This window comes from Pseudomonas sp. 31-12 (assembly GCF_003151075.1).
Classification (GTDB): Bacteria; Pseudomonadota; Gammaproteobacteria; order Pseudomonadales; family Pseudomonadaceae; genus Aquipseudomonas.
Genome location: NZ_CP029482.1, coordinates 4,401,246 through 4,417,228, shown reverse-complemented (window position 1 = coordinate 4,417,228; position 15,983 = coordinate 4,401,246). Strand labels below are relative to the sequence as shown.

Here is a 15,983-nt window from a genome sequence, read left to right as displayed (position 1 = left end):
TACATGCCGTAATTGCTCGCCGCGTCGACAGGGCTCAAAGCCCCCGGCGTTGGAGAGCATGCCATGGACCGTCTATCCCTTGCCGTAGAACCGGCGCAGTTGGAAGGTGTACCGTCTCGCTTTTCCAGTGAACAACTGGCCCAGGCCCGGGCCCGGGCAACCAGTTCCGGCGAGCGGGTTCTGGAGGCCCTCGGGGTGTTGTGCGAACTGGCCCCCATGCCCTTCATCCAGAGCCTCGGCGCTACCTTGCATTATCCGGTGCTCGACACCGACACCCTGTTTCAAGCCACCCCGGTGTTCGACCGGGTCACCCTGGCCCAATGCCTCAAGCGCGAATTCATCCTGCTGCGTCACGACGATGCGGTCATCGGCGTGTTTGCCGACCCGTTCGACACCTCGCGCCTGGCCTGGATCGATGACTGCCTGCACGGCGCGCCGCTGTACCTGGTGCATGCCGACGACCTGAAAGCTTATCTGGCGCGTCACGAAGAGAGCTTCCATGCGGTGGAATCGCTCAACGCCCAGGCCGACGCCAATGTCGAAATCGACACCCTGCAAAGCCTGTCCCTGACCAGCATCAGCGAAGACGCCAGCGTCGTCGTCAAACTGGTCAACTCGACCCTCTACGATGCGCTGAAAATGCACGCCAGCGACATCCACCTGGGCACCACCGGCAGCGGCCTGGTGATCAAGTACCGGATCGACGGCGTGCTGAACAACATCAGCAAAATCCAGGGCAGCGAGTTCGCCGAGCAGGTGATCTCCCGGGTCAAAGTCATGGCCGAACTGGACATCGGCGAAAAACGCGTGCCCCAGGACGGTCGCTTCAAGATCGGCATCAGCGGCCGGCAGATCGACTTCCGGGTGTCGATCATGCCGAGCATTTTTGGCGAAGACGCGGTGCTGCGGGTGCTTGATAAACAAGACCTGGCGGACAAGGTCAGCGGCGTGCAATTGCAGGCCCTGGGCTTTGAAGAAGACACCCTGCGCCAGTTGCGCCGGCTGGCCGCCGAACCTTACGGCATGGTGCTGGTGACCGGCCCGACCGGCAGCGGCAAGACCACCACCCTCTACGCGATGATCACCGAGATCAACCACGGCGTGGACAAGATCATCACCATTGAAGACCCGGTGGAATACCAACTGCCGGGCGTGCTGCAGATCCCGGTCAATGAAAAGAAAGGCCTGACCTTTGCCCGTGGCCTGCGCTCGATCCTGCGCCATGATCCGGACAAAATCATGGTCGGTGAAATCCGCGACCCCGACACCGCCCAGATCGCCGTGCAATCGGCCCTCACCGGGCACCTGGTGTTTACCACCATTCACGCCAACAACGTGTTTGACGTGATCGGCCGATTCACCCAGATGGAAATCGACCCCTACAGCCTCGTATCCGCCCTCAACGCCGTGCTCGCCCAGCGGCTGATCCGCCTGGTGTGCGCCAGTTGCAGCGCGCCGAGCAACCCGACCGATGAAGAACTGCGCCTCTCCGGGCTCGATCCGCAAAAGGTCGATCACTACCACTTCGTCCATGGCAAAGGCTGCGGCCATTGCCGCGGCACCGGTTATCGCGGGCGGACCGCGATTGCCGAGCTGCTGCACCTGGACGACGAACTGCGGCAAATGATCGTCGAGCGCCAACCGGTTTCGAAGATCAAGGCACACGCTTGCAAACGTGGCTTGCGCTTGTTGCGCGAGTCAGCCCTGGAACTGGTTGCTGAGGGGCGGACCACGCTCGAGGAGATCAATCGTGTCACTTTTGTCTCGTGATCGTTATATCGCCGTGCTCGGCGCCAGTGGTGTCGGCCTGGGCCAGCGCAAGGGTGGCGACACCCTGTGGCTGGGCAGCGTCGGCTTTATCGACGAAGGCTTCCACGCCTGGGCCGTCGCCCTTGAAACCCTCGACCGTTTGCTGGGCGAACACGCCCCCGCCGGTGCGGAATTGAGCGTGGTGGTTTCCGGTCACTTCAGCCGCTTCTGCCTGGTGCCCTGGAGCGAACAAATCACCAGCCCTGACGAATTGCTCGGGTATGCCCAACTGTGTTTCGAAGACCTCTACGGCGTACCGACCCAACCCTGGAACATGGTGCTGTCGGCCGAACCTGCAGGTTACGACCGGATCGCCACTGCGCTGCCGCAAGACTTGCTGGCGCGTCTGCGCAGCCTGGTCAGCGGTCGTGGCCTGCGCCTGCGTTCGGTGCAGCCGTACCTGATGGCGGCGTTCAATCACTTCGATAAAAGTCTTGATGGCGGCGACTTCCTGTTCGTGGTCGCCGAGCCTGTGCGCAGTGTCTTGCTGCTGGCGAGGGAAGGGCGCTGGACCTCGGTGCGTTCGGTAGGCAGCAGCGACAGCGATGCCGCACTGACCGCGCTGATCGGCCGGGAAAACCAGTTGCAGGCTTCCACCAGCGACCGGCCGCTGAACGTTTACCTGCACGCACCAGCTCGCATCGATGTGCAACCCGACTTACCCGGTGTGCAGTTGCGCACCCTCGAAGAGGACCGGACTGGCGTACGCGATTGTTTGTACGTGATGTCCCGGGCGGTGGCCTGACATGCGCGCCCTGACGCTCGACTTCCAGCCACGCCGCCGCTCCGGCCCATTGGGTTGGAGCCTGTTGGCGGGCGGCGTGGTGCTGGTGGTGACCTGTTTTGTCGCCCAGCAGCACGTCGCCGAACAGGCCTCGCAACAGCAAGGCCATCTGCAAAACGCTCAGCGCGAACTCACCGGCGACACCGGCAGCAAAGTCACCCTGAGCCCGGCCGAAACCCGCGAGCAGGCGCAGAACCTGGCGGAAATGCGCAAGGTCTCGCAGCAACTGCGCCGGCCCTGGGAACGCTTGTTCGCCATGCTCGAAGCCATGCCGCGCGACAACGTCGCCTTGCTGACCCTGACCCCGGATGCCCGCAAAGGCCAGGTGCGCATCAGCGCCGAGGCACGGGACCTGGAAGCGATGCTCGACTTCCACCGCCGCCTCGAAGCCAGCGACGAGCTCTCCGATGTGTCGCTGCTCAGCCACGAAATCGTCGTGAAATCGCCGGAACAACCGGTGCAATTCAACCTGTCGGCTAGCTGGGAGATCGGCGATGCGAATCTCTAGATTGATCGTCCACGAATACCTGCAAGGCCTGGGCGTGCCGGGGCTGGCAGGGCTGGCGATGTTGCTGCTGGCGCTGGTCTGGGCCCTGGGTGGCTTGATGCCGGACTGGAACTCGCTGCAAACCCTCAGCCAGCAGACCCGCGAAGCCGGCGAGTACCTGGCCAAGGTCGAGGACGGCAGTGTCGCCGCCCCGGTGATCCCGCAACGTCAGCTCGACGACTTCCGCAGCAAGTTGCCGTCGCAGCCCCAAGCCACCGTGGCCATCGACAAGATTTACGCGCTGGCGGCTCAGGAGCACATCACCCTGGCCCGCGGCGAATATTCACTGGGCATCGACCCCAAGACCCATCTGGCGCGTTATCAGATTCTGTTGCCGGTGCGTGGCAGCTACCCGCAACTGCGGCGCTTCCTGCACGCGTTGCTTGGCCAGTTGCCGGCCGTGGTGGTGGAGGACGTGGAGTTCCAGCGTAAAAAGATCGCCGACACCGACCTGACCGGGCGGATCCGCATGACCCTTTACCTGTCGAGGTCATGATGAATACCAAACGCGTAGTGGGTTGGGTGGCGTTCTTCGGTGTGGCCGCGGCGCTGACCTGGGGGCCTGATTACTTCATGCCGTCGGACGAAGGCGAGGCGTCGGTTGCGACCGCGACGACACCTACCAAAAGCAAAACCCGCGGCACGCTGCCGGCTGCTTCAGTCAGCGGCAAACCAGCGGTGATCAAGGACCTGAGCCCGTCTGGCGACCTGTTCGCCGCCCGCAGCTGGAAGGCTGCCCCGACGCTGGCCAGCGTCACCGAACAACCCGTCAACCAGACCCCGGTGGTGCCAGTCCCCAGCGTACCGCCGATGCCTTTCCAGTTCGTCGGCAAGCTCCATGACCGTTCCGACCTGCAAGTGTTTTTGCAGAACGGCGAAAAAATATACGTCGTACGCAAAGGGGATGTGATCGACGACACCTGGCGGATCGAGGGGATTTCCGATGTGGAACTCAGCTTTGTCTACCTGCCTCTGCATTTGTCCCAGACCTTGTCTGTGGGGAGCACGCAATGAACAGTTCCCGTTTGCTGTTGAACCTTTGTGTATGCGTAGGGCTGGCGGCGTGCAGTTCGGCGCAGGTCGCCAAGCAAGAGGGCACCGACCTGATGGCGGCGGGGCAGTACGAAGCCGGCTTGGCCCGTATCGAGGAAGGGCTCAAGGAAAACCCTCGCGACACTGAGTTGCACATCGCCCTGACCAGCGGCCGCGCTCGTGCGGTGACGGCGTTGTTGGCCCAGGGCGACATGGATCGCGCCCAGCGTGATTTCGCGTCGGCACGCATGGCGTATAGCCGGGTGTTGACCCTCGAACCGAACAACCGCCGTGCCCAGGATTCCCTGCGCCAACTCGAACACATGCGCAGCCTCGATGACAAACTCGAACTGGCCCGGGGCGACCTGCGTCGCGGCGACATCTATGGCGCCGATCGCCAGGTCAAACAGATCCTCGAACTGGACCCCAAAAATGAAGGCGCCCTGGAGCTGCAAAGCAATATCCGTCTGGTGCAAAGCCGCAACGTCATTCCTTACCCACAATTGCGCACCCGTCTCGACCGGCCGGTGACCCTGGAATTTCGCGACGCCAACCTGAAAACCATCTTCGAGGTGCTGTCCCAGGTCGCCGGTTTGAACTTCATCTTCGACAAAGACCTGCGCCCCGACATGAAAGCCACCATCTTCGTGCGTGACGTGCGCATCGAAGACGCCGTGGAACTGCTGCTGCAACAGAACCAGCTGCACCAGAAAGTGGTGAACGAAAACACCTTGCTGATCTACCCGGACTCGCCGCAGAAACTCAAGGATTATCAAGAGCTGGTGATGCGCACCTTCTACCTGACCAGCATCGATGCCAACACCGCGCTGAACATGATCAAGACCATGCTCAAGACCCGTGACGTGTTCGTCGATGAACGCCTCAATACCCTGACCATGCGCGACAGCGAAGATGCTGTGCGCATGGCCGAGAAACTCCTGCAATCGCAAGACCAGTCCAACCCGGAAGTGGTGCTGGAAGTGGAAGTGATGGAAGTCGCCACCCAACGCATCCTCGACCTTGGCCTGCAATGGCCGAACACCTTCGGCGTGGTCAACAGCGATGGCTCGGCGGTGACCCTGCTCGATCAACTCAAAGGCATCAACTCCAGCCGGATCAGCATTTCGCCGTCGCCGCAGGCCAAGATCAACGCCCAGGACAACGACATCAACACCCTGGCCAGCCCGGTGATCCGCGTCAGCAACCGTGAACAGGCGCGCATCCACATCGGTCAGCGCGTGCCGATCATCAGCGCCACTTCGGTGCCGTCGACCCAAGGCCCGGTCATCACCGAAAGCGTCACCTACCTGGACGTCGGTCTGAAGCTCGAAGTGCAGCCGACCGTGCACCTGAACAATGAAGTGGCGATCAAGATTGCCCTGGAAGTCAGTAACGCCACGCCGCTGGAGCCGACCCGCCAGGGCACGATTCCGGTGCAGGTCGACACCCGCAACGCCCAGACCACCCTGCGCCTGCATGACGGCGAAACCCAGGTGCTGGCCGGCCTGATGCGCGATGACCATGGCGCCACGGGCAACAAGATTCCGGGCCTTGGCGACATCCCAGGTCTTGGCCGGTTGTTCGGCAGCAACAAGGACACCGTCGGCAAGTCGGAACTGGTGCTCTCCATCACTCCGCGCATCGTGCGCAACCTGCCGTACCAGAGCCCGTCGGACATGGAGTTCCCCACCGGCACCGAAACCAGCATGCACATCCAGGCGCCTGACCGTCGGATGCCGGCGCCGATTCAGAACGAACACATCGACCGGCCGGTTGCGTCCAATACCACCACTGTCGTCGTCGAGAAGCCTTGATCATGAACGCCTCGCAACGTGGTTTTACCTTGATCGAAGTCGTGGTGACGCTGGCCCTGATCGGCCTGCTGGCCGGCATGGCCGCGCCACTGACCGAGACCGTGGTGCGCCGGGGCAAAGAGCAGGAGTTACGCACGGCGCTGTACCAGATCCGCGACGCCATAGACGCCTACAAACGCGCCTTCGACGCCGGTTACATCGAGAAGTCGCTGAACAGCAGCGGCTATCCACCGAGCCTGCAAGTGCTGGTGGAAGGGGTGCGTGATGTGCGCAGCGCCAAGGGGGCCAAGTTCTACTTCCTGCGGCGCGTGCCCCATGACCCGCTGACGCCGGTCAAGCGTGACGACGACGGTGGCTGGGGCTTGCGCTCTTACGACAGCACGGCTCAGAACCCGCGGGAGGGGGAAGACGTCTTCGACGTTTACTCCCATGCACGCGGCAAGGGGCTCAACGGCATCGCGTACAAGGAGTGGTGAATCATGCGTCGGGAAAAGGGTTTTACCCTGCTGGAACTGATGGTGGTCATGGCAATCATCGCAACCCTGATGACCATCGCCTTGCCACGCTATTTCAACAGCCTTGAGGCCTCGAAAGAAACCACGCTGCGCCAGAGCCTGTCGGCCATGCGCGAAGCCCTGGATCACTACTACGGCGACACCGGGCGCTATCCCGATTCCCTGGAACAGCTGGTGGAGCAGCGTTACTTGCGCAACCCGCCGATGGACCCGATTTCCGAACGCAAGGACCTCTGGGTGCTGGTCGCGCCGCCTGACGGCGTACCGGGCGGGGTGGCCGATATCAAAAGCGGTGCCACAGGGAGGGCGCGTGATGGCAGCCTTTATTCCGAGTGGTAAGCCCGCCGACGAGGCCGGGTTCACTTACCTGGGCGTGCTGTTTCTGATCATGGTGATGGGCATGGGCCTGGCCAGTGCCGGCGAGTTGTGGTCCACCGCCTCGCGCCGTGATCGCGAACGTCAGTTGCTGTGGGTCGGCACTCAATATGCCCAGGCATTGCGCAGTTATTACCGCAGTTCGCCGGGTCTGGCGCAGTACCCCAAAGAGCTTGAGGACCTGTTGCAGGACGAGCGTTTTCCAACGCCCAAACATCACATTCGCCAGCTGTACCCGGACCCGATTGGCGGCGGTGAATGGACCTTGATGCGCGGCTTCGACGGGCGCATCACCGGCCTCAGCAGTCCTTCCACCGACCTGCCGCTCAAGCAGTCGGATTTTCCCAGCCAGTGGTCGGACTTCACCGGCATGGCGAGCTACAAGGACTGGCAGTTCGTGGCCGAGAAAGCCTTCCTCGATGGCGCCTCGGGCCCGGTGAAAAACCAGGCCGGATCGCCGCAGGCGGTGACGCCATGAACCGCCAGTGGCTGTCGGCCCTGATCCTTGCCGGTGTGGCGATGTTCGCCAGCGCCAGCGAGGAGGACGAAATGAAGGGGTTTATCGTCGATGACACGATCTCGCACATCGGCCACGACTTTTACTACTCGTTCAGTGAACGCCTGCGTGCCACCAGCCCGATGGATTTCAACCTGGTGGTGCGCGAACGACCTTCGGCACGCTGGGGCAGCCTGGTGACCGTGGAATATCAGCAGCGACTGGTTTATCGGCGCTTCCTGCCGCCGAACACCGTGGAACTCAAGGACGAGGCCTATGAAGCCGCCGACTGGGTTCGCGGACAGATTGTCCAGCGCAAGCTGGAAGCCTTGTTGCAAGACACTACGGACCTTGAGAGGGACGAATTATGAAAACGAAAACTGTCTCACGGAACCTCGGGCTCTGGTTGATCGGGCTGGGCAGTTGCAGCCTGGTGCACGCCACGGAGCTGGTTTACACGCCCATCAACCCCTCGTTCGGCGGTAACCCGTTGAACGGCACCTGGTTGCTGAACAACGCTCAGGCGCAAAACGATTACGACGATCCAGACCTGAAAAACCGCACGTCGGTGGCCGGGACTTCGGCCCTCGAACGCTTCACCAGCCAGTTGCAATCGCGGCTGCTGGGGCAGTTGCTGGACAACATCTCCACGGGCAATACCGGGAGCCTGTCCACCGACGCTTTTATCGTCAACGTCGTCGACGACTCCGGTGCACTGACCATTGAGGTGACCGACCGAGCGACCGGTGAAATTTCGGAAATCCAGGTGAATGGCCTCGCCCCTTGACGGGGATTCGGGTCGGATGGGGAGAGACGGACATGAAAAAAATAATAGCGCTGGGGCTGATGTTGGCGGCATTGCAAGGGTGCAGTTTGCGCGAGAACGTGGGTGCCGAGCAGGACACCGAATCACCGACCCTGACACCCCGGGCGTCGACCTATTACGACTTGATCAACATGCCACGACCCAAGGGCCGGTTGATGGCGGTGGTGTACGGCTTCCGGGACCAGACCGGGCAGTACAAACCGACCCCGGCCAGTTCGTTTTCGACCAGCGTGACCCAGGGCGCGGCGAGCATGTTGATGGATGCGTTGCAGGCCAGTGGCTGGTTTGTGGTGCTGGAACGTGAGGGGCTGCAGAACCTGCTGACCGAGCGCAAGATCATCCGCGCCTCGCAGAAGAAGCCCAATACGCCGGTGAACATCCAGGGTGAACTGCCTCCGCTGCAGGCGGCGAACATGATGCTCGAAGGCGGGATCATCGCCTACGACACCAATGTGCGCAGTGGCGGGGAAGGGGCGCGCTACCTGGGGATCGATATTTCCCGGGAGTATCGGATAGATCAGGTCACGGTCAACCTGCGGGCGGTGGATGTGCGCAGTGGGCAGGTGCTGGCGAATGTGATGACCAGCAAGACGATTTACTCGGTGGGTCGCAGTGCCGGGGTGTTCAAGTTTATCGAGTTCAAGAAGTTGCTTGAGGCTGAGGTCGGGTACACCACGAACGAGCCGGCGCAGTTGTGTGTGTTGTCGGCGATCGAGGCGGCCGTCGGGCATCTTTTGGCCCAGGGGATTGAGCGGCGTTTGTGGCAGGTGGCGGGGGATAATTCTTCGCCTGATAACAATGCGACGCTGGATCGTTATCTGACTCAGGCCAAGGTTGTGCCTGAGGGTGAGGGTGAGGAAGAGTGAGCCTAGGCGGCCTTCGGGCCGACCTGGTTCTTGTTGACTGAGTACATATCCATTGCTGCGGTAACGGCTACTTATGGTTTCGCCCTTACGGCGAGTCCCTTTTTCAAACGCCAAAAAGGAACCAAAAGGCTTCGCCCCAACGTCCGGCCCCTCGCTTAGGCTTCGGCGTTCCTTCGCTCGGTATCCATCCGGGGACACTGCCCTCCGGTCTGCTTCGCGACGACCCATGCAGCGTGTTCGACTGCGTCGAACGGCGCTGCGCGCCACTCCGGATGAACACCTCCACTCAGCCTCCCGACGGGGCGGGCAGAGCAAGATCAAAGCTGCAGGCGAGCAACGCTCGGCCTGATGAGTGGTGAGAAGCAAACGGTGTACGCCAATCCGTTTTGTAGGAGCGAGGCTTGCCCGCGAAGACGGCCTGACAGCCGACCAATCTCTTGCTGATGCACCCCGACCCCTGTGGGAGCTGGCCTGCAGCGATGGCCTGACTAGACCACCTCTTGCAGGTGTACACCGAACCCTGTGGGAGCTGGCTTGCCAGCGATGGCGGCCTGATAGCCGACCATTATCCTCAAGTCATACACCCATCCACTGTGGGAGCGAGCCTGCTCGCGATGGGGGTGTCATTCAATTTGATGTTGGCTGACTAATGCCATCGCGAGCAGGCTCGCTCCCACAGGGGAATGTGTGTTGATTTGGAGGGCTATGTTTAAAAGTGTTTAGCGTTACTTCCTGAAAGCTACAGATCCTTGCGCCGTTGCCTACGACTGCGCCAGAATCCCGCCGGCTTGTGCGCTTTGTGCCTCGATCTTTATCGTTTCCGCATCGCTGCCAATCAGCGATCGGGTTTAGCGACCTGATCGGTATAAGCGCAACAACCTCCGTCTTTATTGCAGGCGCATGTCTGCAGTTTCGATATGGTGGCTGTGCGCGGAGACCCTCGGGTCTGCCGGGTCTTATACCTCTCGGTTCGCTAACCTGCGTACAGCTGCCACCCCTTACTTGTTTAGCGACAGGTGCTGGTGGTTCCAACAGGTATAAATGGAGATCCACCATGTTCAAAACCACACCCAACCCCGCAATCCGACGACGTTTCCCCACGATCCCCTTGATCCCAAAACTCAACGAAGCCGCCGACCGTGCGCTGGATCACTATCTCAATCCGCTGAAAAGCGCGATCCCGCTCACGCAAGCCCAGCACCATTTACCTCATCGCCCCGGATGTCGACACGAAACCCTGTTGGTCAACGCCTGCAGATCACGGCTTCAGCCAGTGTCAGCTCAGCGACTTCGCCGCGTTTCTCGAAGGCCCGCAACGCAACACGATGCTGGCCCTTCAGCAAATCATCATGCTGGGCGAGCTGGCGGTGAATCGGGCGCTGGATAACGTCGTTCCGCAGGCGTAAACGCTGAGTCTGGAGCGGGAGGGTTTCTGTGGCGAGGAGCTGCTCCCGCTCGGCGGCGAAGCCGTCGTAAAACCGGTGAATGCGGTGTGTCAATGGAGATGCGTTTGCCGGTTTGGGTCTGCTGCAGCCCAGCGGAGCAAGCTCCCTCGCCCACAGTTGAGTTCGTCAGGCGGGCCGCGTAATCGTTCGAAAGCGGCTTGTCAGGCATCCAGTTCGCCACAGACTCACCGAAAACCGCGACCCTCCCCAAGGGCCGCGGTTTTTTATGCCGTGCGATTACTGCTGCAACACAGTCGCCCGGTTGTCACTGCCCAACTGCTGAACCGTCGCCATTTGGGTCATGCCGCCTGATCAACACTGGCCGTGTTGCCGGTGCCGTTGGTGGTGCCACGGGCGGCTGGTGGTGCCGCGCTGATTGGCGATCAAGAATATGTGACAGATTTATTTGTACTTGGACTGCTTCACTTCGACTTACAGGCGATGTCTTTGTATTTTTCAAGCCTGAGTTCGGCTCGCAGTTTCGGATCGCATAGTTCTTTAAACACAGGCGTCCGTCCGCTCCCTTGACTCCCTAAACCGGGCCCGTGTATTTGGCCCAACCAACATTGCAAACATCCGGCAACGCAGAACAAATTGATGTGGCGGGAATTACAATCCAAGGACGCAGGTGTGCAGGAAACGTGCTCACTTCTTCAATTGCGACGGGATCTAAACGGCGCTGATATTTGAATACCAATAGGGAATAGACCATTCCCATACTTCTAGCCGGCTCAAGAAGCTATCGAACGGTTCAAATCGGTATTGCTTGACCAGATTCGATTTCACAAAGTGCGCCCGCATTCTTCTGCTTTGACGTAGGCTGCGTATACCGATACCGCTGTGTTCACCAACATCACTGTCGCCCAAAGTAAACAAGACGCCAAAATGCCCAGTCATGCTGACTCATGGAGCGGTAACCTGATAAAGCATTTCGCCGGCAACTTCACCGAGAACAGCCCCCGTCTGCGGTACCGGCGATCACGGCCCCACTCACCATCAACATACAAACGAGTCCACCTAACCCGCCGTTCCAGCGCCGATCGCAGCACAGGTTGCAGGGGCAACCAGAGGGGTCAGTCGGCCAGCCGCTATGCCTCCCAAAACATTGCCAGACAATTTCGAGGCCCTCCACAAACTTCACCTGACGACACTCCTCTTCACGCCCACTGCGGCAAGCCTCGCTAATTTTCATTGCCGCTGAACCTGCTCCCAGAGCAATCGCCACGTAACCACCTGTCTTCCTTATATTTAACGGCTTGAGAAACTGCTGAGATGTTCGTTGCGTATCCCGGTAACTGAGTTGGAGAACCTGCTTTGTTCCAATGATGAATAGTTTTACGAGACGAAAGCCCCAACGCTTTTTTTGAGCTTGGGATGATCGGCGAGTCCGAGTCCCGCGCACCAAAGGCCCGAATCCGGCGTCCAGTTTCGCCATCAGGCGTTTGCGACGAGCAAAAAATTCTGGTGAATGAAGATGACGATGTTGTTGGTACTGCTCTTGATGTAGGCGTTCCAATTCTTTGAGAGTGTCTCCGAGGTCTTCCAAGTGACGACTGATCATAAACGATGCCACGCCTAGTCCACCGGAAGTGATACCTAGAAACGGTTCTATGACCTCATGGTGCTCAACCAAGAACGAAGCCTCTTCATCACTCAGATCCTTCAGCGCGTCGTTGACCTTCTGTGCCGCGATCATCATCTGCGCCTCTTCACGCCGACACATGTAATGCCGTGAGTCACTGAAGATCACAATTTGCCCCGGCTTCACGTGCTCACCCAGATGGCGGTTGAGCGAACGGAATTCGCGACGTAATGCATCGCTGGGCGAGTTCTCGTACAGCGAGCGTTCCAGTGATTCAAGACTCATGGGCTTCTCAATAATGTGAAACCCCGACTCCGCCGGTTTGGGCTGCGTGAAGGCGTGATCTTCGACCAGATGTTGCGCCGGGGTGGTTCAGGTTGGGTCTTGAACCCATTCCATGAGCCGCCCCGTTATCCGGATTGACGCGAGGCGTGACGACTGCCCAATTGCCGCTGCTCACGGCGTTGATCAGTTTCTGCTGGTGGGCGGCTTGCATGTAGTTGGAGCGGTTGGCGCCAACGGCATTCAGCAGGTCGTCGAAGCCTTGCACGTCGTACGGGTAGTTGAGGGCTTGGCGAAGAGCGTCGGCAGCTTGATGGCTATCGAGTACCGCCGCGCTCGCCGCCGAGTTGGTGTTGGGGATGAGTTTTGTCACGCGTTGTGCACGGTCCTGGAAATGGGGCACTTTGGCGATGGGGCTTGTGGGTGGATGCCGGCGGATTCGGTTTGGCTTGTGGGGAAGTCCGAATTTTTCGCGGTGTTTGGGGAGGGTGGTTTATCTGCCCTGCGATGGCGTAGACAGCCGAGCATTTTCTTCCTGTCGTCCATCAATTCGCTGTAGAGCGAGCCTGCTCGCGATGGGGGTGTGTCATTCAACATTGATGTCGGCTGATCCAATGCCATCGCGAGCAGGCTCACTCTACAGGGAATGTGTGCTGATTTGAGGGGTGTGTTTAATTGTGTTTAGCGTTACTTCCTGAAAGCTACAGCTCCTTGCGCCGTTGCCTCACGACTGCGCCAGAATCCGCCGGCTTGTGCGCTTTGTGCACGGTCTTTATCGTTTCCCGCATCGCTGCCAATCAGCGGTCGGGTTTAGCGACTCGGACCATTCAAAGTGCATCAATGCTCCAGACTTTCTAGCAGGCTTTTACGTCTGCAATTTCGTCATGGTGACTGTGTGCGGGAGACCTTCGGGTCTACCGGGTGCCTTGACCGGTTCGCTAACCTGCATACAGTCGCCACCCTTATTTGTTTAGCGACGGGTTTGGTGGCGCCAATTTTCAAAGGAGATCCACCATGTTCAAAGCCACACCCAATCCCCGCACTCCGACGACGTTTCCCCACGATCCCCTCGATCCCAAAAAACTCAGCGAAGCTGCCGATCGTGCGCTGGATCACTATCTCAATCCGCTGAAAAGCGCGATCCCAGCACGCAAGCCCAGCACCATTTACCTCATCGCCCTGGATATCGATACCGAAACCCTGTTGGCCAATGCCTGCGAATCCGGCTTCAGCCAGTGTCATAGCCAGCGACTTCCGGGTTTCTCGAAGGCCCGCACCGCAACACGATGCTGGCCCTTCAGCAAATCATCATGCTGGGCGAGCTGGCGGTGAATCGGGCGCTGGATAACGTCGTTCCCAGGGGTAAACGCTGAGTCTGTGGTGAGAGAGTTTCTGTGGCGGGGAGCTTGCTCCGCTCGGCGGCGAAGCCGTCGTAAAACCGGTGAATGCGGTGTGTCAATGGAGATGCGTTTGCCGGGTTTGGTCTGCTGCAGCCAGCGGGAGCAAGCTCCCTCGCCACAGTTTGAGTTCGTCAGGCGGGCCGCGTAATCGTTCGAAAGCGGCTTGTCAGGCATCCAGTTCGCCACAGACTCACCGAAAAACCGCGACCCTCCCCAAGGCCGCGGTTTTATGCCTTGCGATTATTGCTGCAGCACGGTCGCCCGGTTGTCAGCACCCATCTGTTGAACCGTCGCCATCTGGGTCATGCCACTCTGATCAACACTGGCAGTGTTCCCGGTACCGCCACGGGTCACGTACGCGACGTTCATGCTGTCAGCCTGTTTGACGGTGATCATGTTGTCGCTGCCATACAGTTGTGTGGTGAATGCCCGGTTGCCGGTGCCGGACTGGTCGAACTCGGTGGTGTTGCCGGTGCCGTTGGTGGTGCCTTGGGCGGTTGGTGGTGCCGCGCTGGTCGGCGATCAGGATGTTGTCGCTGCCGTTCTGGTCGAAGTACAGCTCGTTGTAGTTTTCAGCCCGGCTGACCGTGGTTTTGTTGCCGCTACCGGTCTGGTTGGTGGTCATGATGTGGCCGACGCCATCCTCGGTTAAAGCTGGCGATGTTGCCGTTGCCACGGGTGACGGTCGCACGCTGGTTGCTGCCAGAATTGCCGCCCAGTTGCGGGCCTTTCCAGTTGCTGGCGTAGACCTTGTTTTCGGTGCCCACGGAGGTGGCGGTCAGCACATGGCTGTCGCCGCTCTGATAGGTGAGTGCACGTTGCCGGTGCCTTGCTGGTACAGCGCGAGCACCGAGCCGACGAGTCGAACTGGTCAGCATAGATGGCGTTGACGTCGCCGACTTGCAGGACACGGGCGTTGTTGTTTTGGCCGAAGCTCTGGTCGACCACAGCTTCGTTGGTTTGCCCGTACTGGTTGACGGTGGCCTCGCTCGCGGTTTGTGCGCCTTGCCAGACCTCACTGCCGTTGAAATCACCGAACTGGTTGATGGTGATGACGCCGCCGTTGCCGTCGCGCTGGTCGCCATAGGCATAGTTGCCTTCGCCGGCCTGGTTGATGCCGATCTCGCCGCCCATGTGCGCGATCTGTTCGGCGGTGCCGTAGTTGGCGGTGCCGTACTGGATGATCGTCGCGTTGTTGGCGATGCCAGTTGGATCTGCTCGATATTGGCCTCGTTGGCGTCACCGAACTGGAAGGTCTGGCCTTTGGTGGCTTCTTGGCTGTCCTGATAAAGGAACGAGAAGTTGCCGCTGCCCGTCTGTTGTTGCAGTGCTGGTTTTCGCCCATGCCGATCGACTGGCTGGCATGGCTGGTGTTGAGGCTGCCGACCTGTTGCTGGACGATGGTGCTGCCGTTCTCGAACAGTTGCTCACCGTAACCGGCGTTGAAGTCGCCGACCTGATCGGGTGATGGTGCCGGTGGCGGTGTCTTGTACCGCCATGGCATCGTTACCCTCACCCAGTTGCTGTTGGGCTGCGGTACTGAAAGGGGCCGCGGTCTGTTTCACTTCGGCAATGCTGGCGGTGCCGACCGGGCCCGGGTGGAAACGCTGTCGTCGGCCATCGCGCGGCACTGACCATGACCAGGATGGCGGCGGTGAGGGGCGCTCAGTTTGAACATGATGAAACCTCCAAGGGGTGCAGTGCTTTAGCGATACTGTTTGACCGAAACGCTCATGCCGTTCCCCGACTGGGTCACGGCGCTTGAAAGCCCCGTACCGGCCCGGTTGATGCTGGCGTCGTTGTTATTACCGTTCTGGGAAATCTGCGCGCGGTTATGGCTGCCGTTCTGTGTGATTGAGGCGGCGTTGCCGGAACCTTGCTGGGTGATCATTGCCATGAGGTCGCTGCCTTGTTGCAGGATGTACGCTTCACGGTTACTGCCTGACTGGACGATGGTGCCGAGCAACGATTGGCCGTTCTGTTGAATCAGCGCCACGTTGGCCCAGCCGTTCTGGTCGATCAGCGCGTGCTGGCCCACCGGTGGAGCAACTCGCCGAGGTCGGCGGAAGGTGCCGGTCGTCGTTCTCCATCAATCGTCGGCGCACGCCTGCGCTGCTGCAAAGCAGAAGCAGGCAGAGCAGGCGGCGGTCGGCGTTTTCATGGCGTTGTCCCGTGGGGAAGAGGCTGGCCCACCCGCCGACATCGGCGGG

Annotated in this window: 15 protein-coding genes and 3 pseudogenes; 14 read left to right on the top strand and 4 right to left on the bottom strand. The window is 60.2% G+C overall.

The window, feature by feature from the left end; translation table 11 throughout:
- The first annotated feature begins 63 nt into the window (after window positions 1–63).
- From DJ564_RS20885 to DJ564_RS32885, 13 genes are all read left to right on the top strand, one after another.
- Window positions 64–1,770, top strand: coding sequence for a GspE/PulE family protein (locus DJ564_RS20885; protein WP_109632945.1), 1,707 nt, complete (start codon window positions 64–66; stop codon window positions 1,768–1,770).
- Window positions 1,751–2,554 carry a hypothetical protein gene (locus DJ564_RS20880; protein ID WP_109632943.1) on the top strand — a complete coding sequence of 268 codons (804 nt, stop codon included), beginning with the start codon at window positions 1,751–1,753 and terminating at the stop codon, window positions 2,552–2,554. Before DJ564_RS20885 ends, DJ564_RS20880 begins: the two co-directional genes overlap by 20 nt.
- A 1-nt stretch (window position 2,555) precedes the next feature.
- Window positions 2,556–3,101, top strand: a complete 546-nt coding sequence (locus DJ564_RS20875; protein WP_162556228.1) for a PilN domain-containing protein — start codon at window positions 2,556–2,558, stop codon at window positions 3,099–3,101.
- Window positions 3,088–3,636: a GspMb/PilO family protein gene (locus DJ564_RS20870; RefSeq protein WP_109632942.1), complete on the top strand. Its 549-nt coding sequence runs from the start codon at window positions 3,088–3,090 to the stop codon at window positions 3,634–3,636. Before DJ564_RS20875 ends, DJ564_RS20870 begins: the two co-directional genes overlap by 14 nt.
- Window positions 3,636–4,154 (top strand): hypothetical protein, encoded by a 519-nt coding sequence (locus DJ564_RS20865; protein WP_109632940.1) that lies wholly within the window; start codon window positions 3,636–3,638, stop codon window positions 4,152–4,154. The genes DJ564_RS20870 and DJ564_RS20865 overlap by 1 nt, the downstream gene beginning before the upstream one ends.
- Complete coding sequence (locus tag DJ564_RS20860) at window positions 4,151–5,986, top strand: secretin N-terminal domain-containing protein (protein WP_109632938.1); 1,836 nt, start codon at window positions 4,151–4,153, stop codon at window positions 5,984–5,986. Before DJ564_RS20865 ends, DJ564_RS20860 begins: the two co-directional genes overlap by 4 nt.
- 2 nt (window positions 5,987–5,988) lie before the next feature.
- Window positions 5,989–6,462 (top strand): type II secretion system protein, encoded by a 474-nt coding sequence (locus DJ564_RS20855; RefSeq protein WP_109632936.1) that lies wholly within the window; start codon window positions 5,989–5,991, stop codon window positions 6,460–6,462.
- Window positions 6,463–6,465: 3 nt separating this feature from the next.
- Window positions 6,466–6,840 (top strand): type II secretion system protein, encoded by a 375-nt coding sequence (locus DJ564_RS20850; RefSeq protein WP_042932745.1) that lies wholly within the window; start codon window positions 6,466–6,468, stop codon window positions 6,838–6,840.
- Window positions 6,815–7,354, top strand: coding sequence for a type II secretion system protein (locus DJ564_RS20845; RefSeq protein WP_109632934.1), 540 nt, complete (start codon window positions 6,815–6,817; stop codon window positions 7,352–7,354). Before DJ564_RS20850 ends, DJ564_RS20845 begins: the two co-directional genes overlap by 26 nt.
- Complete coding sequence (csgE, locus tag DJ564_RS20840) at window positions 7,351–7,743, top strand: curli production assembly/transport protein CsgE (protein WP_109632933.1); 393 nt, start codon at window positions 7,351–7,353, stop codon at window positions 7,741–7,743. Before DJ564_RS20845 ends, csgE begins: the two co-directional genes overlap by 4 nt.
- Complete coding sequence (locus tag DJ564_RS20835; protein ID WP_109632931.1) at window positions 7,740–8,159, top strand: curli assembly protein CsgF; 420 nt, start codon at window positions 7,740–7,742, stop codon at window positions 8,157–8,159. Before csgE ends, DJ564_RS20835 begins: the two co-directional genes overlap by 4 nt.
- 32 nt (window positions 8,160–8,191) lie before the next feature.
- On the top strand, window positions 8,192–9,064 hold the full coding sequence (locus DJ564_RS20830) for a CsgG/HfaB family protein (protein WP_109632929.1): 873 nt from the start codon (window positions 8,192–8,194) through the stop codon (window positions 9,062–9,064).
- A gap of 1,325 nt (window positions 9,065–10,389) precedes the next feature.
- Window positions 10,390–10,470, top strand: a complete 81-nt coding sequence (locus DJ564_RS32885) for a hypothetical protein (protein ID WP_371922085.1) — start codon at window positions 10,390–10,392, stop codon at window positions 10,468–10,470.
- 982 nt (window positions 10,471–11,452) lie between these two features.
- On the opposite strand, the gene DJ564_RS20820 is transcribed toward DJ564_RS32885, so the two are convergent.
- A complete protein-coding gene (locus tag DJ564_RS20820; protein WP_109632927.1) occupies window positions 11,453–12,376 on the bottom strand; it encodes a hypothetical protein in 924 nt (307 codons plus the stop codon).
- 7 nt (window positions 12,377–12,383) lie between these two features.
- Complete coding sequence (locus DJ564_RS32075) at window positions 12,384–12,746, bottom strand: hypothetical protein (protein WP_162556226.1); 363 nt, start codon at window positions 12,744–12,746, stop codon at window positions 12,384–12,386.
- 641 nt (window positions 12,747–13,387) lie between these two features.
- Here DJ564_RS32075 and DJ564_RS20810 point away from each other — a divergent pair.
- Window positions 13,388–13,746: pseudogene (locus DJ564_RS20810) on the top strand (DUF6124 family protein).
- 267 nt (window positions 13,747–14,013) lie between these two features.
- Here DJ564_RS20810 and DJ564_RS20805 read toward each other — a convergent pair.
- Window positions 14,014–15,451, bottom strand: a pseudogene (locus DJ564_RS20805) (curlin).
- Window positions 15,452–15,478: 27 nt separating this feature from the next.
- Window positions 15,479–15,934 (bottom strand): annotated as a pseudogene (locus DJ564_RS20800) (curlin).
- Between the last annotated feature and the right edge of the window lie 49 nt (window positions 15,935–15,983).

What these genes read in the sequence shown, in the direction of transcription:
- DJ564_RS20885 (WP_109632945.1), top strand. Translation starts at nt 64, where the DNA reads ATGGACCGTCTATCCCTTGCCGTAGAACCGGCGCAGTTGGAAGGTGTA.
- DJ564_RS20875 (WP_162556228.1), top strand. Translation starts at nt 2,556, where the DNA reads ATGCGCGCCCTGACGCTCGACTTCCAGCCACGCCGCCGCTCCGGCCCA.
- DJ564_RS20870 (WP_109632942.1), top strand. Translation starts at nt 3,088, where the DNA reads ATGCGAATCTCTAGATTGATCGTCCACGAATACCTGCAAGGCCTGGGC.
- DJ564_RS20865 (WP_109632940.1), top strand. Translation starts at nt 3,636, where the DNA reads ATGAATACCAAACGCGTAGTGGGTTGGGTGGCGTTCTTCGGTGTGGCC.
- DJ564_RS20860 (WP_109632938.1), top strand. Translation starts at nt 4,151, where the DNA reads ATGAACAGTTCCCGTTTGCTGTTGAACCTTTGTGTATGCGTAGGGCTG.
- DJ564_RS20855 (WP_109632936.1), top strand. Translation starts at nt 5,989, where the DNA reads ATGAACGCCTCGCAACGTGGTTTTACCTTGATCGAAGTCGTGGTGACG.
- DJ564_RS20850 (WP_042932745.1), top strand. Translation starts at nt 6,466, where the DNA reads ATGCGTCGGGAAAAGGGTTTTACCCTGCTGGAACTGATGGTGGTCATG.
- DJ564_RS20845 (WP_109632934.1), top strand. Translation starts at nt 6,815, where the DNA reads ATGGCAGCCTTTATTCCGAGTGGTAAGCCCGCCGACGAGGCCGGGTTC.
- csgE (WP_109632933.1), top strand. Translation starts at nt 7,351, where the DNA reads ATGAACCGCCAGTGGCTGTCGGCCCTGATCCTTGCCGGTGTGGCGATG.
- DJ564_RS20835 (WP_109632931.1), top strand. Translation starts at nt 7,740, where the DNA reads ATGAAAACGAAAACTGTCTCACGGAACCTCGGGCTCTGGTTGATCGGG.
- DJ564_RS20830 (WP_109632929.1), top strand. Translation starts at nt 8,192, where the DNA reads ATGAAAAAAATAATAGCGCTGGGGCTGATGTTGGCGGCATTGCAAGGG.
- DJ564_RS32885 (WP_371922085.1), top strand. Translation starts at nt 10,390, where the DNA reads ATGCTGGCCCTTCAGCAAATCATCATGCTGGGCGAGCTGGCGGTGAAT.
- DJ564_RS20820 (WP_109632927.1), bottom strand. Translation starts at nt 12,376, where the DNA reads ATGAGTCTTGAATCACTGGAACGCTCGCTGTACGAGAACTCGCCCAGC.